At 56.3% G+C, this 26895-nt stretch carries 22 protein-coding genes; 18 read left to right on the plus strand and 4 right to left on the minus strand.

Annotated features, from left to right (window positions below; genetic code table 11):
- Together AC13D2_RS20670 and AC13D2_RS20675 are read left to right on the plus strand one after the other, a co-directional pair.
- Window positions 1-497 (plus strand): DUF2834 domain-containing protein (locus tag AC13D2_RS20670; RefSeq protein ID WP_482939103.1); only part of this gene is annotated, 497 nt, incomplete at its 5' end.
- A gap of 86 nt (window positions 498-583) precedes the next feature.
- On the plus strand, window positions 584-1063 hold the full coding sequence (locus AC13D2_RS20675; RefSeq protein WP_292046234.1) for a nucleoside deaminase: 480 nt from the start codon (window positions 584-586) through the stop codon (window positions 1061-1063).
- Between the two features lie 57 nt (window positions 1064-1120).
- Here AC13D2_RS20675 and AC13D2_RS20680 read toward each other — a convergent pair whose 3' ends face one another.
- A complete protein-coding gene (locus AC13D2_RS20680; protein WP_482939104.1) occupies window positions 1121-3202 on the minus strand; it encodes a putative bifunctional diguanylate cyclase/phosphodiesterase in 2082 nt (693 codons plus the stop codon).
- Between the two features lie 377 nt (window positions 3203-3579).
- Here AC13D2_RS20680 and AC13D2_RS20685 point away from each other — a divergent pair, with 377 nt between their 5' ends.
- Window positions 3580-4983, plus strand: coding sequence for a pectin acetylesterase-family hydrolase (locus AC13D2_RS20685; protein ID WP_482939105.1), 1404 nt, complete (start codon window positions 3580-3582; stop codon window positions 4981-4983).
- 58 nt (window positions 4984-5041) lie between these two features.
- Here the strand turns inward: AC13D2_RS20685 and AC13D2_RS20690 are convergent, their stop codons facing one another.
- Window positions 5042-5713 (minus strand): hypothetical protein, encoded by a 672-nt coding sequence (locus AC13D2_RS20690; RefSeq protein WP_482939106.1) that lies wholly within the window; start codon window positions 5711-5713, stop codon window positions 5042-5044.
- A gap of 271 nt (window positions 5714-5984) precedes the next feature.
- On the opposite strand from AC13D2_RS20690, the gene AC13D2_RS20695 reads away from it, so the two are divergent.
- The 6 genes from AC13D2_RS20695 (at window position 5985) to AC13D2_RS20720 (ending at window position 12521) form a co-directional block, all read left to right on the plus strand.
- Window positions 5985-6581, plus strand: a complete 597-nt coding sequence (locus AC13D2_RS20695) for a hypothetical protein (protein ID WP_421910627.1) — start codon at window positions 5985-5987, stop codon at window positions 6579-6581.
- Window positions 6582-6611: 30 nt separating this feature from the next.
- Window positions 6612-7484 (plus strand): hypothetical protein, encoded by an 873-nt coding sequence (locus AC13D2_RS20700; RefSeq protein WP_482939107.1) that lies wholly within the window; start codon window positions 6612-6614, stop codon window positions 7482-7484.
- A gap of 162 nt (window positions 7485-7646) precedes the next feature.
- Window positions 7647-7982, plus strand: a complete 336-nt coding sequence (locus AC13D2_RS20705; RefSeq protein WP_292046227.1) for a hypothetical protein — start codon at window positions 7647-7649, stop codon at window positions 7980-7982.
- A 74-nt stretch (window positions 7983-8056) separates the two neighbouring features.
- Window positions 8057-10018 (plus strand): aconitate hydratase, encoded by a 1962-nt coding sequence (locus tag AC13D2_RS20710; protein WP_482939108.1) that lies wholly within the window; start codon window positions 8057-8059, stop codon window positions 10016-10018.
- A gap of 41 nt (window positions 10019-10059) precedes the next feature.
- Entirely contained in the window at window positions 10060-10938 is an 879-nt protein-coding gene (yghU, locus tag AC13D2_RS20715) for a glutathione-dependent disulfide-bond oxidoreductase (protein WP_420390995.1), read from the plus strand.
- Window positions 10938-12521 carry a PQQ-dependent sugar dehydrogenase gene (locus tag AC13D2_RS20720; protein WP_482939109.1) on the plus strand — a complete coding sequence of 528 codons (1584 nt, stop codon included), beginning with the start codon at window positions 10938-10940 and terminating at the stop codon, window positions 12519-12521. Before yghU ends, AC13D2_RS20720 begins: the two co-directional genes overlap by 1 nt.
- Before the next feature lie 55 nt (window positions 12522-12576).
- Here AC13D2_RS20720 and AC13D2_RS20725 read toward each other — a convergent pair whose 3' ends face one another.
- Both AC13D2_RS20725 and ggt read right to left on the minus strand, forming a co-directional pair.
- Window positions 12577-12828 carry a thiamine-binding protein gene (locus AC13D2_RS20725; protein ID WP_007154701.1) on the minus strand — a complete coding sequence of 84 codons (252 nt, stop codon included), beginning with the start codon at window positions 12826-12828 and terminating at the stop codon, window positions 12577-12579.
- 25 nt (window positions 12829-12853) lie between these two features.
- On the minus strand, window positions 12854-14551 hold the full coding sequence (gene ggt, locus AC13D2_RS20730; RefSeq protein ID WP_482939115.1) for a gamma-glutamyltransferase: 1698 nt from the start codon (window positions 14549-14551) through the stop codon (window positions 12854-12856).
- 174 nt (window positions 14552-14725) lie between these two features.
- Here ggt and purU point away from each other — a divergent pair, with 174 nt between their 5' ends.
- The 9 genes from purU to AC13D2_RS20775 all read left to right on the plus strand — a co-directional run bounded on the left by purU (window position 14726) and on the right by AC13D2_RS20775 (window position 26883).
- The gene (purU, locus tag AC13D2_RS20735; protein WP_300496742.1) at window positions 14726-15580 is read left to right on the plus strand and encodes a formyltetrahydrofolate deformylase; all 855 of its coding nucleotides are present in this window, start codon (window positions 14726-14728) and stop codon (window positions 15578-15580) included.
- Window positions 15581-15707: 127 nt separating this feature from the next.
- On the plus strand, window positions 15708-18335 hold the full coding sequence (gene gyrA, locus AC13D2_RS20740; RefSeq protein WP_292046214.1) for a DNA gyrase subunit A: 2628 nt from the start codon (window positions 15708-15710) through the stop codon (window positions 18333-18335).
- A gap of 42 nt (window positions 18336-18377) precedes the next feature.
- A complete protein-coding gene (serC, locus tag AC13D2_RS20745; RefSeq protein ID WP_482939110.1) occupies window positions 18378-19460 on the plus strand; it encodes a 3-phosphoserine/phosphohydroxythreonine transaminase in 1083 nt (360 codons plus the stop codon).
- Between the two features lie 2 nt (window positions 19461-19462).
- Window positions 19463-20560: a prephenate dehydratase gene (gene pheA, locus AC13D2_RS20750; RefSeq protein ID WP_300496749.1), complete on the plus strand. Its 1098-nt coding sequence runs from the start codon at window positions 19463-19465 to the stop codon at window positions 20558-20560.
- A 30-nt stretch (window positions 20561-20590) separates the two neighbouring features.
- The gene (gene hisC / locus AC13D2_RS20755) at window positions 20591-21718 is read left to right on the plus strand and encodes a histidinol-phosphate transaminase (RefSeq protein ID WP_300496752.1); all 1128 of its coding nucleotides are present in this window, start codon (window positions 20591-20593) and stop codon (window positions 21716-21718) included.
- Window positions 21684-23948 (plus strand): bifunctional prephenate dehydrogenase/3-phosphoshikimate 1-carboxyvinyltransferase, encoded by a 2265-nt coding sequence (locus AC13D2_RS20760; RefSeq protein ID WP_300496757.1) that lies wholly within the window; start codon window positions 21684-21686, stop codon window positions 23946-23948. The genes hisC and AC13D2_RS20760 overlap by 35 nt, the downstream gene beginning before the upstream one ends.
- Complete coding sequence (gene cmk / locus AC13D2_RS20765; RefSeq protein WP_292046205.1) at window positions 23948-24628, plus strand: (d)CMP kinase; 681 nt, start codon at window positions 23948-23950, stop codon at window positions 24626-24628. The genes AC13D2_RS20760 and cmk overlap by 1 nt, the downstream gene beginning before the upstream one ends.
- A 131-nt stretch (window positions 24629-24759) precedes the next feature.
- Complete coding sequence (gene rpsA / locus AC13D2_RS20770; RefSeq protein WP_007154692.1) at window positions 24760-26454, plus strand: 30S ribosomal protein S1; 1695 nt, start codon at window positions 24760-24762, stop codon at window positions 26452-26454.
- Between the two features lie 132 nt (window positions 26455-26586).
- Window positions 26587-26883 (plus strand): integration host factor subunit beta, encoded by a 297-nt coding sequence (locus tag AC13D2_RS20775; protein ID WP_007154691.1) that lies wholly within the window; start codon window positions 26587-26589, stop codon window positions 26881-26883.
- Window positions 26884-26895 lie beyond the last annotated feature (12 nt).

Here is a 26895-nt window from a genome sequence, read left to right on the forward strand (position 1 = left end):
ACGGAAATACCGGGATTGGCGGCTATAAAGGGCAACCAACCCAAAAACTGAACAATGCCGGCAGAATTGGCCGGCTGACAAAACGAGATCGAAGGCGGTGGAATGGCGGGCTCATTTTTGGCTTTTTCTACAGCCTCGTTATATTTCTTAAACCTCAATCAAGGAAGATCATGAGAGTATCGACTTTACCCCTAATCATTCTCTGTCTGTTCATGGGTTTTACCTTTTGGGTAATGGCCGGAGCAGAGCAGTCGCTTTTAGCTTTTGGCGTTCGGCTCATGTCCAGCCCGGACACAGCACAAGTTGTTATTGATCTCTACATTCTCGCTGCTTTGGCCTGTGTCTGGATGTACCAGGATGGCAAAAGACGTGGCAAAGGATTGGGCTATCTCATCCCGTTTTTTATTCTGACAACAGTGTTTGTGTCTGCCGGTCCGCTGCTATATTTGGTGTTGCGCGGTGGGCGCGAGCCTGAAGCCGAAGCCAGCAAAATATAATAAACCGCATCAGTACGCGGCCGATGGCCGCCGGACGACATCTGCATTTCTACGTCGATATTGGCCCAGGATTCGAGGAGCACATCATGGTGAACGACGGAGATATCCAGCACCTGCGTCGGTGCATAGAACTTGCAACTAAGGCTCTAGAGCTAGGTGACGAGCCATTTGGCTCTGTGCTTGTAGCAGCAGACGGGCAGGTTCTTTTCGAAGATCACAACCACGTTGCCTCAGGTGATCGAACCCGCCATCCTGAGTTCGAAATTGCGCGGTGGGCTGCAGCGAATATGACCCCGGAGGCCAGAGCAGAAGCAACGGTCTATACTTCTGGTGAGCATTGTCCAATGTGTGCCGCCGCCCACGGCTGGGTCGGGCTGGGGCGTATCGTGTACGTGAGCTCCTCCGAGCAATTGGCGGCATGGCTTACCGATATTGGAGTTCCAGCGCCTCCCGTAAGAGCGTTACCAACCCGAGAAGTCGTTCCAAACGTGGCAGTTGATGGTCCGGTTCCCGGTCTTGCTGAACAGGTGCGTGATCTGCACCGTCGTTTTCATAGCTCAACATAGTTGGCAGCAGCATTCTTCTGTCAGCGATGCCAGTAGTTGTCACGAAGCTTCGCTCACCTAATTAACCAGAGCCGACTCTGTACGTTTAGTCATGTGAGCAATCTTCTCAAGCAACGCTTCGGGCGGGGCAGGCCTGGCCAACAGATATCCTTGCAGGGTATTGCAGCCAAGCTGGGTCAATAGCTCTTGTTGTTCTGCTGTTTCAACACCTTCTGCGACAATCCTCATGCCCAGTGTTTTGCCCAGAGCAATGATTGCCTGAATGATGGCTTCATCATCGTTGTCCTGGGCCAGTTCGGTAATAAAGCCGCGGTCGATCTTCAGCTCATTGGCAGGCAAACGTTTCAGGTAGAGCAGGCTTGAATAGCCCGTGCCAAAGTCATCAATGGAAATGGAAACACCAAGCGCAGACAGCTTGTTCAGCACTTTGAGGCTTGCCTCAGCATTACGCATGGCCGTCGTTTCGGTGATCTCCAGCACCAGGTGCGACGGGGTCAGGGAGTGTTTCTTCAATGCATCGCGAACCACGTTCACCAGGCTGCTGTGTTCCAGTTGAACTGCGGAGAGGTTGATCGCCATGCTCCAGTCATGATGGCCCTGGTCTTGCCAGGCTTTCAGTTGCCGGCAGGCCTCATCGATGACCCAGTTACCAATGGGCACGATCAGCCCCGAGCTTTCCGCCAATGGCAAGAAACGATCTGGTGGCAGGAAGCCATGATCCGGGCTTTGCCACCGCAACAGCGCTTCGAATCCAGTCATGGGGCCGTTTGGTGCAATAAATTTGGGCTGATAATGCAGAACCAGTTCGTTGCGGGTGACGGCATGTCGCAGATTCTGCTGCATCTGCATCTGTAGGTGCACATCGGCGTTCATGCCGTGCTCAAAAAAACAGTAGCCGTTGCGACCCTGCTTTTTGGCGTGGTACATGGCTGCGTCGGCATTCACCATCAGCTCGTGTTCGGTTTTACCATCCTGGGGGTAAATTGCGATGCCGACGCTGGTGGAAATGTGAAGGGGTGTATTCGATGCCTCGTAGGGTTGCCCGATGGAATCAATTAATCGTTGCGCAAATACGGCGGAACTTTCCGGCGAGCTTGGCTCCAGTAAGAGAACAAACTCATCCCCCCCAAGCCTCGCGGCTGTATCTCCTTCACGTTTGTTGACGAGCAGGCGGTTCGCCACGTCCTTTAGCAACAGATCTCCGACATGGTGCCCGTGCATGTCGTTGATCGCTTTAAAGCCGTCCAGGTCCAGAAACAGCACGGCGAATTCATTGTTGTTTCTCTCGGCGCGATGTATCGCCTGTTCCAGCCGATCACCCAACAGAACACGATTTGGTATGCGGGTCAGGTTGTCTTGCAGGGCGAGCTTGATGAGTTCGTTATTGGCGTCATCGAGTGAGTTGGACAGGCGGCTTGTGCGTACATCAAGCATGGACACGATGAGTGCAATGGCGAACACCGCAAGGCTGACAATGATGACCAGCACAGCCAGCCACTTTGTATCGATCCCGCTGTTGGCCGCGCCACAGAAGCTATCGATCGGAAATTTGGAGGCAGCCATTCCCGTATAGTGCATGCCGATAATGGCGCACCCCATAACCAGGGCCGCGCCGATGCGGCTGAAGGTGGCGCGTTTGGTCTCCTCCCGCAGTCGAAAGGCCAGCCAGAGGGCTGCTGTGGAAGCGACTATGGCGATAACGACGGATAGTCCAACCAGCCAGGGTACATAAAAAATGTACGGATGCATGAGCAATGCTTCCATACCGATGTAGTGCATGCTGGCTACGCCCAGACCCATCAGTAAACCGCCCGCCACCAACCGGCTCCAGGGCAGCGTGTCCTGACAGACCAGGTAAAGGGCGAAGGCAGAACACGCGATGGCGATGAGTAAGGAAAGCAGGGTAAGGGGAACGTCGTAGCCTAATTCGATGGGAAGGCGAAAGGCGAGCATGCCGATAAAGTGCATGGACCAGATGCCAAAGCCCATCGCGATGGAGCCGCCAATCAGCCACAGGACGGCCGGGCGACCGGCTGCGTTGGTTACACGGCTGGCCATGTTCAGGGCCGTGTAGGATGCAAGGATGGCAATGATAATCGAGCAGGCGACCAAAACCTCGTTGTAACTGCTTTCCAGCATCAATTATTCCTTTAATGTAATCGCTGATTAAAGTGAACCACAGTCGCCTGGTGTTAAACCCTGCCTGTCGGTTTTTGATCTAAATATCTATTTTATTTCAGAAAGTTAGTTTCTAAATAGTGCCAAATTGTTACGTTTTATATCGTGAAGAGCGTGTTCTCAATCCGATTGGGCCAGTATCAAGTAAACAGTAGGACGGGTAATTCTTTCCAATTCATTCACTTCCTTTATGTTTTCCAATAACGCTATTACCGACCATTTTTTAGGACAAATTGTTCTACGGGCATTTATTGAAATGACAGAGTGTCACGTCTAGTTTCGATTCAGGGGTTGAGTTTGATTATTGCCTGCGCCCCGATAACAACAATCAAGGAGGAATGCCTGTGAAAACCAGCATCAAGAACCAACTGCTAGCTGTTCTCATTCTATTGGGTGCAACAGGGCCGGCAATGGCCGAACTGGGGGATTACGGTTTCTGGCGAACGCTGGGGAATCTTGTCAATCCACCGGCAGCTGATAACCCCGTTACGACTGCCCAGCGTCAGGGTGACTATCCGCTACTGGCTAATCCGCCGGGTTTCAACGATGGTTTTTCGCCGGGCAACTATTACGCCTGGCAAACCATTCCCCTGGCGCCTGAAACCGGCGCTGTCTGTGGTAACGGCTCTGAGTACAAGTTCTTTGTGAACCGGGTGCCGAATACCAGTAATACGATTATCTATCTGGAAGGGGGCGGTGCCTGCTGGGATTACGAGAGCTGCTCTGGCCAGACGGGAATTCGAGGGGCTCGTAACCCGGACGGTATTCCTGACGACTATATGAGCCTGGCGAACCCCAGTGCCAGCCTGGTCAGTCCGTTTGTGGTGCGCCTGAACCCACTGACATCAGTCAAGACCCAGAACTGGAACATGGTTTATATTCCGTACTGCACGGGCGATGTCTACTCCGGTGACAAAGTGGCTGTGTATGAAGATCCGGAGGGTGAAGCGGAGCCTCTGGTCTGGCATCACAATGGTCTTCGTAACACCCGCGCAGCCATTTCGTGGGTGAAGGACAATCTGCAGCGGCCGAAGCAGTTGCTAACGACAGGGTGCAGTGCCGGCGGCTTGGGCAGCTTGACCAACTATCATCCGACCCGCCGTGATATGGAGCCCAACCGGGGGTACATGATCAACGACTCCGGGCCAGCCTTCAGTGCGCCTTCCGGAGCGGATCCAGAAGCTTATCCTTCGGTGTTGCTGCAGTCGTTTATCCGTGATGCCTGGGGGCTGGATCAGTCCAATGGACCGCTGGAATACCTCCGTGACGGGCTTCCACTGATGAACCTGAACGATCTCGGCTCACTGTACACGGCCCTTTCTGCGGAGCTACCGAATGATCGGATGGGGCATACGCATTTCTGGCAGGATCTGAATTACTCCTCCTATTCTTACGAGCGTTTCTATCCGGAAATTGAAAATGCGCCGGATCAGGCTACCAAGGAGGCGTTGATCCACGAACGCTGGTATACGGATACAGAGCGCCTGAAGGGCACCTTGTCCAACCTGGATAATTTCGGCTATTACCTGCCATGGTTTCGTGATGTGAACGAGAGCCACTGCACCACAATCATCGAGTTCGCCAACTCGGACATTCAGGAAGCCGGGCTGGAGCTGGATGACTTTGTGGCCAATGTGTTGAACGGAAGCGGTGCTGTGATGCAGGCCTCTGAAACCGATCGGCAGGCTGACTACAACAAGCCGTTCAATCCGCTCTATTGGGCACTTGATCAGCTTCTGTAGAACATTGGAGACAGGCTCTCCGGAATCGGGGAGCCAGCAGATAGGGGGTGGCGATGCGTTATTGTGGCGCATCGCCATTTTTGTTGGCGGCCACACGGGCTTCCAGTAATCTCTGGCGTAAGTATTCGTTGCGGGTCATTCCCGCAGGCACTTTCTCCATTGCCATTATCTCTTTCACGATCTGTTTTTCCCGCTGCTTATAGGCTTCAAACTCCGGCCTGGGTTTGGCCAGCCATTCTTCTTTGCGTGCTTGCGCAGCGGCATTCTGCCGGTCAATCAGGCCTTGCAGGGCCCGCTTCTGCGCGGCTTCGTCTTCGATGGTGAGTTTCGTCATGGCAATGCGGACCATCAGGCTCTCTGCTGCACTGACCTGTCCCTTGCGTTGGTATTCGGCCAGACGCTGTTCCAGCATTGCTGCCTCCGCTGCGCGATCCTCTGAGGACAGGCCATCAGCGTTTGCGAAAAAGGTGTGCAGTTCTTCCTCAAAGTCGAGCCGATTGGCCAGTTCCAGCGTTTCCGGGTTTTCCAGTAAAGCCTGTTGCTCGGCCGTAAGCCCGCTGTTCTGATTTTGGCTGGTCGACGGCAGATCTTGAGTCAGTGCCTGGGCAGCTTGCGGGTTGCTGATCGATTTTGCGGTGTCGACAGACGAGTCCGTCTGGGTCAGCCAAAAAGAAATACCGGCCGCTACAGTGAGGACACCGATGGAAGACACGAGAACAATTTGTTTCATGGCCGTTCCCCTTGTTTATTATTGTCCCGATTCCCGTTCGGGTTTGGCCTGGCCCGGAAAACGCGACAGGCAACCACATCATATTAGCTCTATTTGAGCCGCCACAAATCTATCGTGTCGCACTGCATTTTATTGATTTATTCATTTTCTGACATAAGCTTCAGTTGTTTGTCTATTTTTAGATGGGGCTTCGTTGCGAGGCGGACGCCTGAATTTGAAATGCGACTAATCACACACAACTGGCTGCGTATCATCAAATAGGGATTATGGAATGCGAAAGTTCTTCGTTTTGGCGTCTACACTTGCGGTGTCGTTACCTGTCTTGAGTCACGCGGATGAGGTCGTTCTGGATGATGTGATCGTGCAGGGAAGTCTGTGTGCAGGTGAGGATTGTGTGGTCGATGCTGATTTTGGTTTCGACACGCTCCGACTGCACTCACCAACGCCCCAGATCCTGCTGCAGGACACCAGTGTTTCGGCGAGCTTCCCGACACAGGATTGGTTGTTGGGCATCACGGACGGTGGCTCGGCCTTGCCGTCATCGTTCTTTATCAGGAATTTAACCAGCCAGCTTGATTCTGTAGTGATCTCTGCAGAGGGCGACATAGCCTTGGGAGCAGGCGCGGTAGTCGTGGCGGATGCGATCTCTGTTGGCGATTTGGGTGCAGAACGCCGAGTAACGTTTGTGGAAGAGGCTGTAGACGATAGCGATGCGGTAACACTCTCGCAGTTCAATACGTTCAAAATGGCGGCAACGGAGTCAGTGTCTGATGAAGTGGATGCACTGGATGCTCGTCTGGCCGGCCTGGAATCCCGCCTGACTGACCTGGTGGATCGACTTGAGGCCGTGGCGGCCCAGATTGACTAACAACACTTGCTCAACTGGGAACCATCAATCATGAAATTGTTTAAATACAGTCTTTTTGTAGTGTGCGCCGCTGCGGCTTCAGCGTCTAATGCTGATCAGATTAGGGCGGATGATATGGTCGTGCAGGGCAATCTGTGCATCGGCACGGATTGTGTTAATGACGAGGACTTCTCCAGTGGCGTTCTTAAACTCAAGGAGAACAACCTCCGTATACGCTGGCATGATTCAACAGCAACGGCTGGCGGGCCGGTTCGGCAAACTTTTGTTGGCACCTATGTCGACGGGGAAGTCGGCCAATCCTGGCGCTTGGACGCTAATCAGTCTTCGAATGGAGGCGATAATGGGCTTTACATCAGTCAGATGAGCCTTGTGGATTACCCGGTATACAGCGATGGAAGTGCACCTGACTATGACTGCTCTGGTGCTCCTGCCAACCCGAGACCCATTATTGGAACCATTCCCGAAGGTGATCCTGCCGAGGACCCATCAAATTGCTTACCGTATAGTGAGCCTTTACAGTTAAACGTACTGGCAATGAATGGTGGCCTGAACGGCGGAGTTTCACTGGGTATAGGTGCGGAAATTGGGGATGGTGAAGTGCGCTTGGGCAACGACGATCTCAAGCGTCGACTGGTCCATGTGGCCAGAGCGATTGCGGATAGCGATGTGTTGATCAAAGAGCAACTGGATCAGGGGCTGTTTCAGGCGCAACAGATTCGGATGAATGAAATCGAAGCATTGATGACCATGGCTGAAAATGAGCTGGAGGTTCTGGAACAAGAGGTGGCCACAAGCGGTAGCAATGGCAGTGGCGGGAACGGTGGCGGTGGCGCTGCCGGTTGGCCGTTGTTGCTGCTGCCACTGGCCGCATTGAAATTCCGCAATCGCAAGACACTTGCCTGATCTCCTGGTTAGCCTTGTTGAGTGGAGTTAACCTTTCCAGTCAACAGGGCTGCACCGATTCCTGACATGTCCCAACTGGGCTGCCGTTCACGCCCAATCCATCCGGGACGACCACGCAATTCACGCACCAACAACGCTTGGTGTTTTCGGGAGTAAAACCTCATGAAGCCAACCCTATGCACTTCTGTCTTTCTGGTGGCGCTCAGCTTTAACAGTTGGGCCTGGGCCCAAGAGGTTGATTACGATAAGCGCAACCTGCACATTTTTTGCGCCTCACATCTGAAGATGCTCAGCGGCACACTTGATGAAGGAGGCGATGAATATAAGGCACTGATGTTTATGTCCGGTGTTCACCGGGACGAGGCAACCGGGATGGGTGCCACGGAAAAGCACTTCAGCGACGTGAACACCTATCTGAAAAAAGTACGCAACACCAGCAAACCGAAGTGGAGTAGCCTGACGTCCCGAAGCAAGAAGCTGTGTTTTCCCCGGTCCTGACGACAGGGTTGGCCACCGGGATCTATAGTTAACGGTACGAATGTCTGACATCTGGCTCGCATGGAGGTCATCCGATGACGAAACAGACGAAGAATCAACCGCGCAATGTCGCCACGAAGCTGATCGAATCGCACCTGGTGTCGGGAACGATGAAGGCCGGCGAGGAAATCGGGCTGAAGATCGATCAAACGCTGACCCAGGATGCAACCGGTACACTGGTTATGCTCGAACTGGAGGCCATGGGCCTCGGCCAGGTCAAAACCGAGTTGTCCGCACAGTACGTTGACCATAACCTGCTGCAGACCGACAACCGAAACCCGGACGATCACCTGTTCCTGCGCAGTGCCTGCGAGAGGTTCGGCCTGTGGTTCAGCCCGGCCGGGTCCGGCGTCAGCCATCCGGTGCACATGGAGCGATTTGGAAAACCGGACAAGACCCTTCTTGGCTCCGACAGCCATACCTGCGCCGCCGGTTCCCTGGGAATGCTGGCAATGGGGGCTGGCGGCCTGGCTGTCGCCATGGCCATGTGTGGAGAGCCGTTTTATCTCAACATGCCCAAGGTCATGGGCGTGAAGCTGACCGGGAAATTGCCGGATTGGGTGAGCGCCAAGGATGTCATCCTGGAAATGCTTCGCCGCCACGGGGTGAAGGGCGGTGCCGGGAACATTATCGAGTATTACGGGCCGGGCCTGAAAGGGCTGTCCGCGATGGATCGCCATGTGATTGCGAACATGGGGCAGGAGATGGGACACACCGCTACGGTGTTCCCGGCGGACGATGCGGTGCGGGATTTTCTCAGGCAGCAACAGCGGGAAGATGACTTCCAGAGGCTGGAAGCCGACCGCGGCGCCACCTATGATCTGCATGACGAGATCGATCTGGGCAAGCTTGAGCCGTTGATTGCACTTCCCAGCAGTCCTGGGAAGGTGTTCCCGGTACGGGAAGTGGCTGGCGAGCCCATCTACCAGGCCTACATTGGGTCCTCCGCGAATCCTGGCCTGAGGGATTTTGCGGTTCCTGCGATGATGGTGAAAGGCCGTCAGGTTCGCGAGGGAGTATCTTTCGATATCAACCCCACGTCGCGTCAGGTTCTGGAAAACCTGGTTGAACTGGGTCATCTTACCGATCTGCTCAGCGCTGGGGCGCGCCTGCACCAGACCGGCTGCAATGGCTGCATTGGCATGGGCCAGGCACCGGCAACGGATCAGATCAGCCTGCGCACCGTTCCGCGGAACTTTGCAGGTCGTTCGGGGACCCATGAAGACAAGGTCTGTCTCTGCAGCCCCGAAACAGCCACGGCGTCCGCACTGACCGGCGTGATTACAGACCCTCGTGATCTGGACATGGACTATCCTGTGTTCGACGAGCGCAGCACCTTTTATGTGGACGATCGCAATATCCGCCCGCCGGCGAAACACCCGGAACTGACGGTGGTTGAAAAGGGACCGAACATCAGCACCCTGCCGACGTTTGAGGCGCTGCCTGAGTCGTTGAAGGCGCCGGTTCTGCTCAAGGTTGGTGACGATGTTTCCACCGACGACATCCTGCCTGCTGGCTCCCGGATACTGCCGTTTCGCAGTAACATTCCGGCCATCAGCGAGTTTACTTATACCCGGCTGGACCCAACCTATCCGGAACGGGCAAAAGAGTATCAGGACACCGGGTCTCTGATCGTTGGCGGTGACAATTACGGCCAGGGTTCAAGCCGTGAGCACGCGGCGCTGGCGCCCCGTTATCTGGGCGTGCGAGCAGTGATTGCCAAGAGTTATTCGCGCATACACTGGCAGAACCTGTCCAGTTTTGGTGTGTTGCCTCTGAGCTTTGTCACTCCGGAGAACTTCGACAGCATTGAGCAGGGCGATGAACTATTGCTTGAGGGACTGGTTGAAGCATTAAAAGCCGGGGACAGGATTGTTGCGAAAAATACCCGGAACGGCGAACGTTATGAACTGACGCATGAACTCAGCGAGCGTCAGGTCCGTATGGTGATCGAAGGCGGGCTGCTGAACATAATGCGCCAGGAACTGGCCGCGTGAGGCCTTGTTACCAATAGATCCACTAAACTGAGGAAGAATGAATGACCGATGACACCTACACGCCACCGAGAGTCTGGAAATGGGATGCCGAGAGCGGCGGAGCCTTCTCGCAGATCAATCGCCCCATTGCCGGACCCACTCACGAGAAAGAATTGCCGGTAGGGGAGCACCCGTTCCAGGTCTACTCACTGGCGACCCCGAATGGCGTGAAGGCCACGATCATGTTCGAGGAACTGTTGGCCAAGGGCATCAAGGAAGCGGAATACGATGCCTGGCTGATCCGCATCACCGAGGGGGAACAGTTTGGCAGTGGTTTCGTGAACGCGAACCCGAACTCCAAGATCCCGGCAATGATGGACCACACCCACAAGCCGGCCGTCCGCGTGTTTGAATCCGGTTCCATCCTGCTTTACCTCGCTGAGAAGTTTGGCGAGTTCCTGCCGACGGACATCGTGGCGCGCACGGAAACCATGAACTGGCTGTTCTGGCAAATGGGCAGTGCGCCGTTCCTGGGCGGTGGGTTTGGCCATTTCTACGCCTACGCACCGGAAAAATACGAGTACCCGATCAACCGCTACACCATGGAAGTGAAGCGCCAGCTGGATGTGCTGGATCGGCAACTGGCCGATAACCGCTACATTGCGGGTGATGAATACACCATCGCGGATATCGCGATCTGGCCCTGGTACGGTGCACTGGTGAAAAACAAGGTGTACGAAGCGGCAGAATTCCTGGAAGCGCACACGTACAAGAACGTGATGCGTTGGGCCGATGACATCGCAGAAAGGCCAGCGGTCAAGCGCGGATTGATGGTAAACCGCACCTGGGGCGAGGAGAGCAGGCAGTTACACGAGCGGCACGACGCCAGCGATTTTGAATTGCGCACTCAGGACAAGCTGGAGCCTTCCGGAGAAACGTAATGGCAGCATTTGGCGGTTGGAGGGCGGTGGTGTTGGCTTTCATCGTCGCGCTGATTGCGGGTTCGGTGCTGGGCAGCCTCGTGCAAACCCAGTTCAATCTCCAGGCGCTGGAAGGCCTGGGGGTTGAAGTCAGCATGGGAACCCGGCTGGAAACCACAGTTCAGGATCTGCTGAACTTTGCACCTTTGTACGCCATCCTCTTCGGGCTCAGTTTTCTGTTTTCCCAGATTGCCGCGTCTCTTGTGGCCCGGCTGGCTGGTCCTTCAGGCCGTTATTGGCTGTGCCCGCTTGCCGCGGCGGTCGGGCTGTGGGCGACTTTTCGGATTGTGGATGCCTTGGCGCCCATGCCCACTTTGATCGCTGCCACACGGGATATGGATGGACTGTTGGCCATGCTGGTAACAGCTGCTCTCTCTGGTTTGTTGTTTGCCGTTCTGGTTTCGCGTTTGCCCCGTAAATATGGCAAAGCTTCTCCAGCGCCTGTTGCGATGTTGCTGGTGGTTGCCGGGCTGGCGCTGCCTGAATCTGATGCCGTAGCGGATGAGGCGTCAGGCTATGCGATTGCAACCGTGGCCAGCGGCCTAGAACACCCCTGGTCGCTGGCGTTTCTGCCCGATGGGCGAATGCTGGTTACCGAAAGGCCGGGACGGTTGCGAATGCTGGCGGCCAACGGCGACCTGATGCCGGAACCGCTGGATGGTGTACCGGAGGTTTTCGCGTCCGGCCAGGCAGGGCTGTTTGATGTGCTTCCTGCCAGGGATTTTGAGGACAGCCGCAAGATTTACCTGAGTTATGCCTGCGGCACCATGGACGCGAATCACACCTGCCTGGCCAGGGGAAAACTGGGTGAGCAGGGCCTGGAGAATGTAAGCGAAATATTCCGGGTGCAGCCGGCCAAGAAGGGCAATGCCCACTATGGAGGGCGGATGGTATGGCTGCCGGACAATACGCTGGTGTTAACCCTGGGAGACGGTTTCGACTACCGGGAGCAGGCCCAGCGCCGTCAAAACCACATTGGCAGTATTGTGCGCCTTAACCCGGATGGCAGTGTACCGAACGACAACCCTTTTGCAGGGCACGACGCCTACCAGGGTGAAATATACAGCTATGGTCACCGCAATGTGCAGGGGCTGGCCTACGACAGCAGTCAGGGCCGGCTGATTGCCCATGAGCACGGTCCCCGTGGTGGAGACGAAATCAATGTTATCCGTCCGGGCGCCAATTATGGCTGGCCGGTCACTACCCACGGGCTGGACTACACCGGAGCCCGGGTAACGCCGTTCAGTGAACGTGAGGGCATTGAGTCGCCAATGCTGCACTGGACGCCGTCCATCGCCCCATCGGGCATGACCGTTTATACGGGTGATCTGTTCCCTCAGTGGCAGGGCGATCTGCTGGTTGGCGGGCTGGTGACCCGGCAGGTGCATCGTGTCCGGTTGGCGGAGGGTGAGGCAACGGAAGTGGAAGCTCTGTTTGCTGAGCTGGATGAGCGTATCCGGGATGTGGTAACCGGCCCGGAGGGAGCGGTTTACCTGCTCACCGACAGTGCTGGCGGCCGTGTTCTGAGAGTGACACCGGACTAGATGCCAGCCACGGATAGCAGGGTAGCTATCCGTGGCTCCTTCCTTGAAGTCTTGGTTATTGGCGTGGCCTGCGGTCACCTTCCATGATCTTGGCCACAAACACCGCTTTACCGTATTCCTCGAACGACCATTTCATGGTGTCCGACAGTACCTGCATCACTTCATCGTACTCACCGAACATTTCGGTGCTCATGCGGCCCGGATAAATCTCCAGGCCCGTTTTTTCAAGCCGTTCGATAACGGCACGAATGGGCGGCTTGTAGTCATCGGTGAGTGGGTAGCAGCTCAGTTGAACGGATAAAAACATAAAACCTCCCGGGGCTGTGTGCCCCTCAGTAGCCCATGGCTGAGGATGTGCTGCGGCGCGGATCTGCACCGCCATAAAGGGTCCCTTCAGTATCGATCAGTATGCTCTGGATGGCGCCCATGGCACTGCCCGTCACCACCTTGTGGCCCTTTTCTTCCAGCAACCGTACGGTATCCGGGCTGATGCCCTGTTCAATGCGGATCTCGTCCGGCAGCCATTGGTGGTGAATCCTTGGGGCGCTTACTGCAGACTGAATGTTCATGCCATGGTCAATCACATTCAGCAGTACCTGCAAGGTTGTCGTGATAATTCGGGACCCGCCGGGGCTTCCCGTAACCAGGTAGTTGCGACCATCACGCCTGACAATCGTAGGAGACATGGAGCTCAGCATGCGCTTGCCGGGTTCCACCTTGTTGGCTTCGCCACCGATCAGTCCATAGGCATTGGGTTCGCCGGGCTTGGCGCTGAAGTCGTCCATTTCGTTGTTCAACAGGAAGCCCGCCCCGTCAACGGTGATGCCGGAGCCATAGCTGAAGTTGATGGTGTAGGTGTTGGAAACCGCGTTGCCCCAGCGGTCGACCACGGAGAAATGGGTGGTTTCCGGGCTTTCATAGGCCCCGGGGTTGCCAGCACTGATCTCGGTCGACGGCCGGGCTTTGGCCGGATCAATGGTTTTGCGCAACGCTTCGGCATAGGCCTTGCTGGTGAGCCCCTTAAGTGGCACCTCCACAAAGTCAGTATCTCCGAGGTATTCCGCGCGGTCGGCATAGGCGAGCTTCATGGCTTCGGCCATGTGGTGAATGCTGGCGGCGGAATTGTGGCCAAAGTCGCTGAGCGGGTATCCCTCGAGAACGTTAAGGATCTGCACGATGTGGGTACCGCCGGAAGAGGGCGGTGACATGGAATAGATGTCGTGGCCGCGGTAGGTGCCATGAACCGGCTGGCGGATCCTGGGCTGGTAGTTCTTAAGGTCCTGAAGTGTGATCAGGCCGTCGTTGCGTTCCATCTCCTCCACGATGAGCTGCGCGGTTTTGCCCTGATAGAAGCCATCGATGCCTTGATCAGCAATGCGTTGAAGGGTATCGGCGAGTTCCGGTTGCCGAAATCGGTCACCTGGCTGCCACGGAGAGCCGTCCTCTTTATAGAAGGTTGCGAGAGTCGCCGGCCAGCGCTGCAGTCGTTCCTGCGCCTGTTCCAGGCCCTCGGTGAAGCGTGGGGGTACAATAAAGCCTTCCCGCGCCAGTTTGATCGCCGGGGCCAGGGCCTGTTCCAGCGACAGCGTACCGTGGCGCTCAAGGGCCAGCGCAAGGCCGGCGACGGTGCCGGGCACGCCGGATGCTTTGTGGGTAAAGCGGCTGCGATTCTCGACCACGTTCCCATCGTCGTCCTGGAACATGGTTTCGGTGGCAGCAGCCGGTGCTTTCTCCCGATAGTCGATGGCCTCCACCGCGTCGCCGTTGCCCGGAGCGTAGAGCATAAATCCGCCGCCGCCGATGTTGCCGGAGCGCGGCTGGGTGACCGCCAGGGCGAATCCCGCCGTAACGGCAGCATCCATCGCATTGCCGCCGTTCTTCAGCACGTTCAATGCGACTTCCGTTGCCAGGGTATGGCTGGTGGCCACCATGCCGTTACTGGCCTGCACCGGGTGGTGGCGTTCTCCCTCTAGAATGGCCTCTGCAGTCACCGGCTGTAGAGGTAGGAGCGGCATCAGGGTGATCATCATTCTCGCGGCCAGTGAGCGGCCCGCGAGGGCTTTTCGGGTACGTACCTGTAGGGGGAGTCTATCCATGTTTCTGTGCCTCGTTTCTGGTGCTCAGATAAGCTATCATAGCCGGTCATTTTTGAGGGTGTGAAGTCGCGCGCCCGTGATCCCGGATCAGATTAAGGAAAGGCTTCCATGGAGCATACCTATCGTCTTGTGATTTCCTGCCCGGACCGGGTGGGGATCGTTGCCAAGGTCAGCAACTTTCTGTCGACCTACAATGGCTGGATTACAGAGGCGAGCCACCATTCCGACACCCAGACCGGGTGGTTCTTCATGCGGCATGAAATCAAGGCCAGTTCGATCCCCTTTGGCCTGGACCAGTTCCGCACGGCCTTTGAGCCGATTGCCCGCGAGTTCAATATGAACTGGCACATTGCTGATTCGGCCCGGCCCAAGAAAGTGATCCTGATGTGCAGCAAGGAATCCCACTGCGTGGCGGACCTGCTCCATCGCTGGCACAGCCGGGAAATCAACGCTGAGATCGTAGCGGTTATTTCCAATCACGAAGACCTCCGGCGCATGGTGGAGTGGCATGAAATACCCTACCACTATATTCCGGTGAATCAGAACAATCGCGATGAAGCCTTCGGCGAAGTGGATGGTTTGATCGAAGGGTACGACGCTGATGTGGTTGTTCTAGCCCGATACATGCAGATACTGCCTGCGGACCTGTGTGAAAAGTACGCAGGCAAAGTTATCAATATCCACCACAGCTTTTTGCCATCCTTTGCCGGCGCTCGGCCATATCACCAGGCGTACAGCCGGGGTGTGAAGTTGATAGGCGCCACCTGCCACTACGTAACGCAGGATCTGGACGAAGGCCCCATTATCGAACAGGAGGTAATTCGCATCAGCCATAGCGACTCCATTGAGGATATGGTGCGTCTGGGCAAGGACGTGGAGAAAAATGCCCTGTCCCGGGGGCTGCGGGCGCACATTGAAGACCGTGTGATCGCCTACGAAAACAAGACTGTGGTTTTTGACTGACGGCCACTGCCATATCCCCCGCTAAGGGGTTGAATGTGGTAGTATTGGCCGCTTGTTAAAGAATAACTATGGGGCGCTGTGAAGGGCCCTGAAACGACTTCCAGCAAATGCAAAGGAACCTTTCTCGATGGGTGAGTTAGCCAAAGAGATCCTGCCGGTAAATATTGAAGACGAGCTGAAACAGTCCTACCTCGATTACGCCATGAGCGTCATCGTCGGGCGGGCACTTCCAGACGTGCGGGACGGCCTCAAGCCGGTACACCGTCGTGTGCTTTTTGCCATGTCCGAGCTCAACAACGACTGGAACAAAGCGTACAAGAAGTCCGCCCGTGTGGTGGGTGACGTTATCGGTAAATACCATCCCCACGGCGATTCCGCAGTCTACGACACCATTGTTCGTATGGCCCAGCCGTTTTCCCTGCGCTACCCCTTGGTGGATGGTCAGGGTAACTTTGGTTCCATTGACGGCGATAACGCAGCGGCCATGCGTTACACCGAGATCCGCATGGAGAAGATTGCCCACTCCCTGCTGGCGGATCTGGACAAGGAAACCGTGGATTTCGTGGCCAACTACGATGGCACCGAACAGATTCCGGACGTACTGCCCACGCGGATTCCCAACTTGCTGGTAAACGGTTCCTCGGGCATTGCCGTGGGTATGGCCACCAATATTCCGCCCCACAATCTGACGGAAGTCGTTAACGGCTGTCTCGCTCTGATCGACAACCCCGACATGACCGTTGACGATCTCATGGAACACATCCCGGGGCCGGACTTCCCCACCCAGGGCATCATCAACGGTCGCGCTGGGATTGTGGAAGCCTATCGTACCGGCCGGGGGCGCATCTATATCCGCGCCCGCCATGAAATTGAGCACGACAAGAAGACCAACCGTGACGCCATCATCATCAACGAGTTGCCGTACCAGCTGAACAAGGCACGGCTGATCGAAAAGATTGCGGAACTGGTTAAAGAGAAGCGTCTGGAAGGTATTTCCGAGCTGCGGGACGAGTCCAACAAGGAAGGCATCCGGGTGGTGATTGAGCTGCGTCGAGGTGAGAACCCGGACGTTATCGTCAACAACCTCTTTGCCCATACCCAGCTTCAGACCGTTTTCGGCATCAACATGGTCGCCCTGATCAACGGCGAGCCGAAGATCCTGAACCTCAAGGAAATGCTGGACGCGTTTGTCCGGCATCGCCGCGAAGTGGTTACCCGCCGTACCATCTACGAACTGCGCAAAGCCCGCGAACGTGGCCATATTCTGGAAGGCCTTACGGTCGCATTGGCGAACATTGATGAAATCATCGCGCTGATCAAGGCGTCTCCGGCGGCGGCCGAGGCAAAAGAAAAGCTGATGGCCCAGGGGTGGGCGCCGGGTGATGTTCTGGCGATGCTTGAGCGGGCGGGTGAAGATGCCTGCCGCCCTGACGACCTGCCGGAGATTTTTGGCCTGCGCAATGGCCTGTACCATCTGTCGCCAGAGCAGGCCCAGGCGATCCTGGACCTGCGTCTGCACCGCCTGACCGGTCTTGAGACCGAAAAGCTACAGAACGAGTACAAGGACATTCTCGAGAAGATCGCCGACCTGTTGGAAATCCTGGGCGATCCGGACCGCCTGATGCAGGTGATCCGAGAGGAATTGGAAGCTGTGGTGAGCGAGTTTGGCGATAACCGTCTGACCGAAATCACCAGCTCCAAACGGGACCTGACCATCGCCGATCTGATCGACGAAGAAGACCTGGTGGTGACCATCTCCCACGGTGGTTACGCCAAGACCCAGGCAGTCGAAGACTATCAGGCACAGCGCCGTGGTGGTCGTGGCAAGGCCGCCACGTCGATGAAAGACGAAGATTTCGTCGAGAAACTGTTGGTAGCGAACTCCCACGACACCATTCTCTGCTTCTCCAACCGGGGCAAGGTGTACTGGTTGCGGGTATTCGAGATTCCCCGGGCAAGCCGCGCATCCCGCGGTCGCCCAATGGTCAACATCCTGCCGCTGGAAGACGGGGAGCGTATTACCACCTTCCTGCCGGTTCGTGACTATCCGGAAGACCAGTACGTGCTGATGGCCACCTCGGCTGGTGTGGTCAAGAAAACGCCGTTGCCAAATTTCTCCCGTCCGCGCAGCAACGGCCTGATTGCCCTGTCGCTGGACGAGGGTGACACCCTGATCGGTACGGCCATCACCAAGGGCGATGCGGAAGTCATGCTGTTCTCCTCGGCGGGCAAGGCCGTTCGCTTCAACGAGGAGGCGGTACGTCCGATGAGCCGTACGGCCCGAGGTGTGCGTGGCATCAGAATGCCGGAAGGGCATCACGTTGTGTCGCTGATCATTCCGCAGGAAGACGCGGTTCTGCTGACGGCGAGTGAAAACGGCTACGGTAAACGCACCACCTTCGACGAGTTTCCGACCTACAGCCGGGGCAGCCAGGGCGTTATTGCCATGCAGTGTTCCGAGCGTAACGGTAATCTGGTCACGGCGTTGCAGCTGTTTGAAGGCGACGAGATGATGCTGATCTCGGACAAGGGCACACTTGTGCGTACCCGCACCGACGAAGTATCGGTTCTGAGCCGGAACACCCAGGGTGTTCGCCTGATCAAACTGAGCCAGGAAGACGAGCGCCTTGTGGGTGTTGAGCGTATTGCCGAAACCGATGCCGAAGAGGTCGACGGCGAAGAAGCGCCTGCTGCACAGGATGGCGGTAGCTCGGACAACGCAGGTGATGCAGGCGAGAGTGCCGGCGAGGAATAAGCCGGCATCCTATATTGGCAGGATTTGAGAGATCACAGGATCATGAGCAGGGCGTATAATTTTTGTGCAGGCCCGGCAACCTTGCCGGAGCCCGTTTTGCAGCAGGCACGGGAAGAGATGCTGGACTGGCGCGGCACCGGCATGTCCGTGATGGAAATGAGCCATCGCAGTGACGAGTTCGTGGAAATCGCCGAAACAGCCGAGAAAGACCTTCGGGAATTGGCCAGCGTTTCAGATGATTACGCCGTACTCTTCATGCAGGGTGGTGCTTCCAGCCAGTTCTCGACCATTCCCTTGAACCTGCTTGGCGACAAGGCGTCTGCGGACTACGTGAACACGGGTATCTGGTCGAAGAAAGCCATCGCCGAGGCCAGCCGTTATGGCAAGGTCAATGTTGTGGCAAGCAGCGAATCGAATGGCTTTGCCAGCATTCCCGATCAGGAAGCCTGGGCTACGGATGCCAGCGCGGCCTACCTGCATTACACGCCCAATGAAACCATTGGTGGGTTGGAGTTCGATTTTGTGCCGGAGAGCGGTTCTGTGCCGTTGGTGGCGGATATGTCGTCCACCATGCTGTCACGCCCACTGGATGTCTCGAAGTTCGGCCTGATCTATGCCGGCGCGCAGAAGAACATCGGTCCATCCGGCCTGGTGGCCGTCATCATCCGCAAGGATCTGCTGGGCAAGGCGCTCAAGATCACGCCGACGATGATGAACTATCAGGTGATTGCAGATAATGACTCCATGTACAACACGCCCGCCACGTACTCCTGGTATCTGGCAGGCCTGGTGTTCAAATGGCTGAAAGAGCAGGGCGGTGTTGCAGCCATGGGCGAGGTCAATCGTCGTAAGGCCAGTAAACTTTACGGTTTTATTGATGAGAACGATTTCTACGCCAACCCGATCACACCGCGCTTCCGCTCGTGGATGAATATACCATTCACCCTGGCGGACGACGCGCTCAATAGCGCCTTCCTGAAAGGCGCGAACGAGAGGGGATTGTTGAATCTCAAGGGCCACCGTTCCGTAGGTGGCATGCGGGCCAGTGTCTACAACGCCATGCCAGAAGCCGGTGTCGATGCGTTGATTGACTACATGACCGTGTTTGCGAAGGAGTGGGGCTGATCATGAGTGATGAGCAGGCCCGTCTCGGGCAGTTGAGGAACGATATCGATCGCTTGGATCAGGAGATCATGGACCTGATCAGCAAGCGCGCGGAATGTGCCCAGGAAGTGGCTCGCGTGAAAATGGAAGCCAACCCGGATGAGGATGTGTTCTTCTACCGTCCGGAACGCGAAGCCCAGGTGTTGCGCCGTATAAAGGAGCGCAACCCTGGCCCGTTGTCCGGCGAGGAAATGGCTCGATTGTTTCGGGAGATCATGTCCGCTTGCCTGGCGCTGGAAAAACCGATGCACATCGCTTTCCTGGGGCCGATTGGTACTTTTACCCAGGCAGCGGCGCTAAAGCACTTCGGACACTCTGTGGTCAGCGTGCCTTTGCCCGCCATCGATGCAGTGTTCCGTGAAGTGGAATCCGGCGCGGCCCACTATGGCGTGGTCCCAGTGGAAAACTCCACGGAAGGCATGATCAACCATACCCTTGACATGTTTATGTCCTCGCCACTGAAGATCTGCGGCGAAGTCCAGTTGCGGATCCATCACCACCTGATGGTATCGCCAAAGCACCAAGGGCAGGACATTGTTCGCATCTATTCCCATCAACAGTCATTCGCTCAATGCCGGCAGTGGCTGGATACCCACCGCTATGGTATCGAGCGGGTCACGGTCAGTAGTAATGCTGAAGCCGCAAGGCGGGCAGCGGAAGAGCCGGGCACGGCCGCGATCGCAGGGGACATGGCGGCGGAACTCTATGGTCTGGAGATGCTGGCGGCCAGCATCGAAGACCGACCGGACAACACCACCCGGTTCCTGATCATCGGCCGCGAGGAAGTGCCGGCGAGTGGCAACGATAAATCGTCCATTCTGGTGTCCATGCGGAATAAGCCTGGCGCTTTGTATCAATTGCTGGAGCCGTTCCACAAACACGGTCTGAGCCTGACCCGTATCGAAACCCGCCCATCGCCCAGCGGTACCTGGGCCTACGTGTTCTACATCGATTTTGAAGGCCATGTGGACGATGCACAGGTCAGCAATGTGCTGTCAGAAATCGATGAAGAGGCGGTCGAACTGAAGCGCCTGGGGTCCTATCCCATTGGGGTTCTGTGACAGAAACGCAAATGGCTGAGGAAGGTCGAAATGTCGATTGATTACCAAAGTCTGGCGGTCAAAGGCGTGCAGGCGCTATCCCCCTACCAGCCGGGCAAGCCGATTGATGAACTGGCCAGGGAGCTGGGCCTGAAGCCTGAAAATATCATCAAGTTGGCCAGCAACGAAAACCCTCTTGGGCCCAGCCCAAAGGCGCTGGCGGCGCTGAAAGGCGCTCTGGGCGAGCTTTGCCGCTATCCTGATGGCAATGGGTTTGATCTTAAGCAGGCGTTGTCTGCCCGGTACGGCGTGGCGCCCTCGCAGATTACCCTTGGCAACGGTTCCAACGATGTGCTGGAAGTGATCACTCGGTGCTTTGCAGATGCCTCCTCGGAAGTGGTGTTCTCCCAGTACGCCTTTGCGGTATACCCGCTTGTTACCCAGGCGATCGGTGCCAAAGGCGTATCGGTACCTGCCAGGGACTACGGCCACGACCTTGATGCCATGGTGGAAGCGATAACGGATCGCACCGCGCTGGTGTTTGTGGCCAACCCCAACAACCCCACGGGCACGGTTCATGGTGCCGAGGCGATCGAGTCGTTCCTGGCCCGTATTCCCTCCAGGGTTGTGGTGGTTCTGGATGAAGCCTATTGCGAATACCTGCAGGGGGAGGGCTATGTGGATGGCCTGTCGTTGCTCAATCGCTACCCGAACCTGATCGTTACCAGGACGTTCTCCAAGGCTTGGGGGCTGGCATCGCTGCGGGCTGGCTACAGCGTCAGTTCTCCGGAGATTGCCAATGTTCTCAACCGAGTACGTCAGCCTTTTAATGTAGATTCTCTGGCCTTGGTGGCCGCGACGGCTGTGTTGGGCGATGAAGACTACCTGCGGCGCTCGTGTGAAGTGAATGCAGCCGGGATGAAACAGCTTGAGTCTGCTTTTAACGAAATGGGGCTCAAATACATTCCGTCTGCCGGCAATTTTATTGCCGTGGATGTGGGCGATCAGGCGGCTGACATCAATCAGTCGCTACTGGAGCAGGGCGTGATTGTCAGGCCGATTGGTGGCTACGGCCTGCCCAGGCACCTGCGGGTGTCGATCGGCTTGCCCGAAGAAAATGCACGGTTTATCGAGGCTTTGGCCAATGCACTGGATACGTCCGCAGGACGGGGAGAGTAAAGTGCGCGAGGTTCAGCCACTGTTTCAGCGTGTTGCCATCATTGGCCTTGGCCTGATCGGTGGTTCTCTGGCCAGGGCGATCCGCGACAATGGCCTCGCGGTTACCGTTGTGGGTGCTGACAAGCGCGCAGACGAATTGGCGCTTGGACGGGAATTGGGCATTATTGATGAAGCTGCCGGTTCGGTTGCAGAGGCAGTGGCCGGCAGCGATCTTGTAGTGCTGGCGGTGCCGGTCAGGGCAACTCAGGCAGTGCTGGCGGAAATCAGACCCCATCTTGGCGAAAACGCCGTGTTAACGGACGTTGGCAGCACCAAGACCAGTTTTGTTAACGATGTGCGAGAGGTGTTTGGCGATCTACCCGCGAAAGTGATACCAGGTCATCCCATCGCCGGTTCCGAAAAAAGCGGCATTCGCGCGGCCAACCCCGAGTTGTTTGCTAATCACAAGGTTATACTCACGCCGGCGAAGAATGTTGGTCAGCCCGACCTGGAAAAGCTCAGGGCATTGTGGGAAGGCTGTGGTGCAACGGTTCTGACCATGTCGGTGGCCTATCACGACGAGGTGTTGGCCGCCACCAGTCATCTTCCTCATCTTATTGCATTCTCGCTAGTGGATACCCTGGCGGGCGAGGACGAGAATCTGGATATTTTCCGCTACGCAGCCGGCGGCTTCCGGGACTTCACTCGAATAGCAGCGAGCGACCCGGTGATGTGGCACGATATTTTTCTCTCAAACCGGGATGCGGTGTTGCGGGTAATTGATCATTTTACCCACGATCTGGATCAGCTTCGTACCGCCATCGCCGATCAGGACAGTGCAACTCTGTTGCGGGTTTTCAGTCGCGCCAAGGCGGCGCGGGAACATTTTTCAAAGATGCTTTCAGGACAGGCTTACGTGACAAAAAACAGTCAGAAACAGGTAACGTTCCGTCTTCAACCTGGCGGCCGGATTTCCGGCGAGATACGCGTGCCGGGCGATAAGTCCATTTCCCATCGATCCATCATGCTGGGCGCCCTTGCCGACGGTATCACGGAGGTGAAGGGCTTCCTCGAAGGAGAGGATAGCCTGGCGACCCTGCAGGCGTTCCGCGATATGGGTGTGACCATTGAAGGGCCGGACGAAGGCTTTGTGCGCATTCACGGCGTTGGTATCAACGGACTCCAGGCGCCGCGCGGCCCTTTGTACCTGGGTAATTCAGGTACCGCCATGCGACTGTTTTCCGGTTTGCTGGCGGCGCAACCGTTTGACTCCGAACTCACCGGTGATGAAAGTCTGTCCAAGCGTCCAATGGGGCGTGTGGCGGATCCTTTGAGAGCGATGGGTGCGGTGATTGATACCGCCGAGGGCGGGCGGCCGCCTTTGAAAATCCGCGGTGGGCACGCGCTAACCGGTATCCATTATGAAATGCCGGTGGCCAGCGCCCAGGTGAAATCCTGCCTGCTACTCGCCGGTCTCTATGCCGAGGGCGTAACCTCCGTTACCGAGCCAGCTCCTACCCGGGATCACACTGAGCGCATGTTGGAAGGCTTTGGTTATCACGTGCATCGAGATACCGCGACGGCCAGTGTGACCGGTGGCGGCTCGTTGACCGCCACCGCCATAGACGTACCTGCGGATATCTCTTCGTCAGCGTTTTTCCTCGTTGCGGCGAGTATCGCACCGGATTCCGACTTGACCATCCGCCACGTTGGCATGAACCCGACGAGGGTTGGGGTGATTAATATTCTGCGCATGATGGGGGCCAATATAGAGGTCCTCGAAGAGCGCGTGATTGGTGGGGAGCCGGTCGCTGATCTTCGCGTCCGTTCCGCCGAACTCAAGGGTATCGACATCCCCGAGGATCAGGTTCCGCTGGCAATCGATGAATTCCCCGTGCTGTTCATTGCCGCAGTCTGCGCCGAGGGTAGAACTGTTCTGCGCGGCGCTGAGGAGCTCCGCGTCAAGGAAAGTGATCGCATTCAGGTGATGGCTGACGGCTTGACCGCGCTCGGAGTGGAAACCACCGTGACTCCAGACGGTATTATCATTGATGGTGGGCAGACGATGACCGCCGGAACCGTGAACAGCCACGGGGACCACCGTATTGCCATGGCGTTCTCCGTCGCCTCCCTGCGGGCAGAAGGGGATATCGAGGTCACCGATTGTGCCAATGTGTCCACCTCATTCCCGGGCTTTGTGGAGCTGGCGAAGCAGACAGGCATCAATATTGCCGCCGAAGGGGCTGAATAATGGCTGAAGGCAAGGCTCCGGTTATTACCGTGGATGGCCCTGGCGGCTCCGGTAAGGGCACCATTACCCAGATGCTCGCCCGCCGGCTGGGATGGCACCTGCTGGATAGCGGTGCGCTTTATCGCCTCACCGCGCTGGCGGCAGAGCGACAGGGCGTGTCCCTGGATGACGAGCCGTCCCTGGTAAACGTCGCCGCCAACCTTGATGTGGCGTTTGAGCCAACGCCTCCAGGTGAGCCGGCAAAGGTGCTGATGGCTGGTGTTGACGTCACCGCAAATATACGTACAGAGACCTGTGGCGATAATGCATCGAAAGTGGCTGTCATGCAGCCGGTGCGCGACGCGCTGTTGCAGCGCCAGCGCGATTTCCAGAAGCCTCCCGGGCTGGTTGCGGACGGCCGTGACATGGGAACGGTGGTGTTTCCGGATGCGCCGGTGAAGATCTTCCTGACAGCCAGTGCCGAAGAGCGTGCGCAAAGACGCTACAGCCAGTTGAAGGACGCCGGGGTCGATGTTAATATTGACGCCCTTTTAAAGGAGATACGGGTGCGCGATGAGCGGGATATGAACCGCGCCGCCGCCCCGCTCAAGCCTGCAGACGATGCGCAAGTCATTGATTCGACGGGGTTGAGTATAGAAGAGGTGCTAGTCAGGGTTATGGCCGCAGCAGGCCAGGCCTGACTACACCTTTTTGTTGTTGAAATTCCGGATTCGGCGTTATCGGCCAGCCACTGGCTGGATCCGGATTGAAACTAACAGACCGTGTTGCTGGTAGCACGGAGTAAACTTGCGTTGATCACATAGGACACATAATGAGCGAGAGCTTTGCGGATCTTTTTGAAGAAAGCCTAAAAGAAATTGACATGCAACCAGGTTCCATCGTCCAGGGAACCGTTGTAGACGTCGATAACGACTGGGTCACCGTTAACGCCGGACTGAAGTCCGAAGGTGTTATCCCCGCCTCCCAGTTCCTCAATGAAAAAGGCGAGTTGGAAGTTGCTATCGGCGACGTTGTTGACGTAGCTCTCGACGCTGTGGAAGACGGCTTCGGTGAAACCCGTCTGTCCCGTGAAAAAGCCAAGCGCGCAGAAGCCTGGAAGGTGCTCGAGAAGTCCTTCGAAGCTGAAGAAGTGGTTAAGGGTGTTATCAATGGCAAGGTCAAGGGTGGTTTCACCGTGGATCTGGCCGGCATCCGTGCCTTCCTGCCGGGCTCACTGGTAGATGTTCGTCCGGTTCGCGATACCGCGCACCTGGAGAACAAGGAACTCGAATTCAAGGTTATCAAGCTCGACCAGAAGCGTAACAACGTGGTTGTTTCCCGCCGCGCCGTTCTGGAAGCTGAAAACAGTGCCGAGCGTGAAGCTCTGCTCGAAACCCTGACTGAAGGTCTTGAAATCAAGGGTATCGTCAAGAACCTGACCGACTACGGCGCGTTCGTAGATCTGGGCGGTGTTGACGGCCTGCTGCACATCACCGATATGGCTTGGAAGCGCATCAAGCATCCGAGCGAAATCGTCAATGTCGGCGACGAGATCAACGTCAAGGTTCTGAAGTTTGACCGTGAGCGCAACCGCGTATCACTGGGTCTGAAGCAGCTGGGCGAAGATCCCTGGGTGGATATCAAGGGTCGTTATCCGGAAGGTACCAAGGTTACTGCACGTGTAACCAACCTGACCGACTATGGCTGCTTCGCTGAGCTGGAAGAAGGCGTTGAAGGCCTGGTTCACGTGTCCGAAATGGACTGGACCAACAAGAACATTCATCCCTCCAAAGTCGTTCAGGTAGGCGACGAAGTGGGCGTGATGATTCTGGATATCGACGAAGAGCGTCGTCGTATTTCTCTGGGTATCAAGCAGTGTGTTGCTAACCCGTGGGAAGATTTCTCCAGCAAGTTCAACAAAGGCGACCGTATCTCCGGCAAGATCAAGTCAATCACTGACTTCGGTATCTTTATCGGCCTGGACGGCGGCATCGATGGTCTGGTTCACCTGTCTGACATCAGCTGGAACGAGACTGGCGAAGAAGCCGTTCGTGAATACAAGAAGGGCGACGAAGTTGAAACCGTTATCCTGTCTGTTGATCCCGAGCGTGAGCGCATCTCCCTGGGCATCAAGCAGCTGGAAAGCGATCCGTTCGCCGAGTTTGTACAGCTGAACGACAAGGGCTCCATCGTGAAGGGCACGGTATCTGCGGTTGATGCAAAAGCCGCTACCATTACTCTGAACGACGAAGTTGAAGCGGTCCTGAAAGCCTCTGAAATCAGCCGTGACCGTGTTGAAGATGCACGCAACGCGCTGAACGAAGGCGACGAAGTTGAAGCGAAGATCATCAGCATCGACCGCAAGAACCGCGTCATCAACCTGTCTGTGAAGTCCAAGGACGTTGAAGACGACAAGCAGGCGCTGGAAGGTGTTCGCGCCAAAGCGGCTGAATCTTCCTCTGGTGCGACCACCATCGGTGATCTCATCAAAGAGCAGATGCAGCAGCAAAACGCCAACAAGGAATAACGTTTCCGGTTGGTATGAAAAAAACGGGCTCTAAGAGCCCGTTTTTTTTGTGTTTTTTTCTGGTTTGGCTAAACTAGAGGCAAGGAGCTGGTAACCGGCTATCCGATAATAATGTAAAGAGGGATGAGCCCAATGACGAAATCTGAACTGGTAGAGCTGATTGCGTCCAAGCAGACGCAGCTTTCAGTGAAGGATGTGGAACTGGCTGTGAAAACGATTATCGAACACATGTCCCAATCACTGGCGGATGGCCAGCGAATCGAGATCCGGGGTTTTGGTAGTTTCTCATTGCACCATCGCGCAGCCAGAACCGGGCGTAATCCGAAAACCGGGGAAGCCGTGCAATTACCTGCCAAATTTGTTCCGCACTTCAAGCCAGGCAAGGAGTTGCGGGAGCAGGTAAACGATAGCCTTAAAAAGGGCTTCTGATTACCCTCTTGG

The sequence above is a fragment of the Marinobacter sp. B-12 genome (genome assembly GCF_056857915.1).

Coding starts and splice junctions, on each gene's coding strand:
- AC13D2_RS20675 (WP_292046234.1), top strand. CDS start 584: ATGGTGAACGACGGAGATATCCAGCACCTGCGTCGGTGCATAGAACTT.
- AC13D2_RS20680 (WP_482939104.1), bottom strand. CDS start 3,202: ATGCTGGAAAGCAGTTACAACGAGGTTTTGGTCGCCTGCTCGATTATC.
- AC13D2_RS20685 (WP_482939105.1), top strand. CDS start 3,580: ATGCCTGTGAAAACCAGCATCAAGAACCAACTGCTAGCTGTTCTCATT.
- AC13D2_RS20690 (WP_482939106.1), bottom strand. CDS start 5,713: ATGAAACAAATTGTTCTCGTGTCTTCCATCGGTGTCCTCACTGTAGCG.
- AC13D2_RS20695 (WP_421910627.1), top strand. CDS start 5,985: ATGCGAAAGTTCTTCGTTTTGGCGTCTACACTTGCGGTGTCGTTACCT.
- AC13D2_RS20700 (WP_482939107.1), top strand. CDS start 6,612: ATGAAATTGTTTAAATACAGTCTTTTTGTAGTGTGCGCCGCTGCGGCT.
- AC13D2_RS20705 (WP_292046227.1), top strand. CDS start 7,647: ATGAAGCCAACCCTATGCACTTCTGTCTTTCTGGTGGCGCTCAGCTTT.
- AC13D2_RS20710 (WP_482939108.1), top strand. CDS start 8,057: ATGACGAAACAGACGAAGAATCAACCGCGCAATGTCGCCACGAAGCTG.
- yghU (WP_420390995.1), top strand. CDS start 10,060: ATGACCGATGACACCTACACGCCACCGAGAGTCTGGAAATGGGATGCC.
- AC13D2_RS20720 (WP_482939109.1), top strand. CDS start 10,938: ATGGCAGCATTTGGCGGTTGGAGGGCGGTGGTGTTGGCTTTCATCGTC.
- AC13D2_RS20725 (WP_007154701.1), bottom strand. CDS start 12,828: ATGTTTTTATCCGTTCAACTGAGCTGCTACCCACTCACCGATGACTAC.
- ggt (WP_482939115.1), bottom strand. CDS start 14,551: ATGATGATCACCCTGATGCCGCTCCTACCTCTACAGCCGGTGACTGCA.
- purU (WP_300496742.1), top strand. CDS start 14,726: ATGGAGCATACCTATCGTCTTGTGATTTCCTGCCCGGACCGGGTGGGG.
- gyrA (WP_292046214.1), top strand. CDS start 15,708: ATGGGTGAGTTAGCCAAAGAGATCCTGCCGGTAAATATTGAAGACGAG.
- serC (WP_482939110.1), top strand. CDS start 18,378: ATGAGCAGGGCGTATAATTTTTGTGCAGGCCCGGCAACCTTGCCGGAG.
- pheA (WP_300496749.1), top strand. CDS start 19,463: ATGAGTGATGAGCAGGCCCGTCTCGGGCAGTTGAGGAACGATATCGAT.
- hisC (WP_300496752.1), top strand. CDS start 20,591: ATGTCGATTGATTACCAAAGTCTGGCGGTCAAAGGCGTGCAGGCGCTA.
- AC13D2_RS20760 (WP_300496757.1), top strand. CDS start 21,684: ATGCACTGGATACGTCCGCAGGACGGGGAGAGTAAAGTGCGCGAGGTT.
- cmk (WP_292046205.1), top strand. CDS start 23,948: ATGGCTGAAGGCAAGGCTCCGGTTATTACCGTGGATGGCCCTGGCGGC.
- rpsA (WP_007154692.1), top strand. CDS start 24,760: ATGAGCGAGAGCTTTGCGGATCTTTTTGAAGAAAGCCTAAAAGAAATT.
- AC13D2_RS20775 (WP_007154691.1), top strand. CDS start 26,587: ATGACGAAATCTGAACTGGTAGAGCTGATTGCGTCCAAGCAGACGCAG.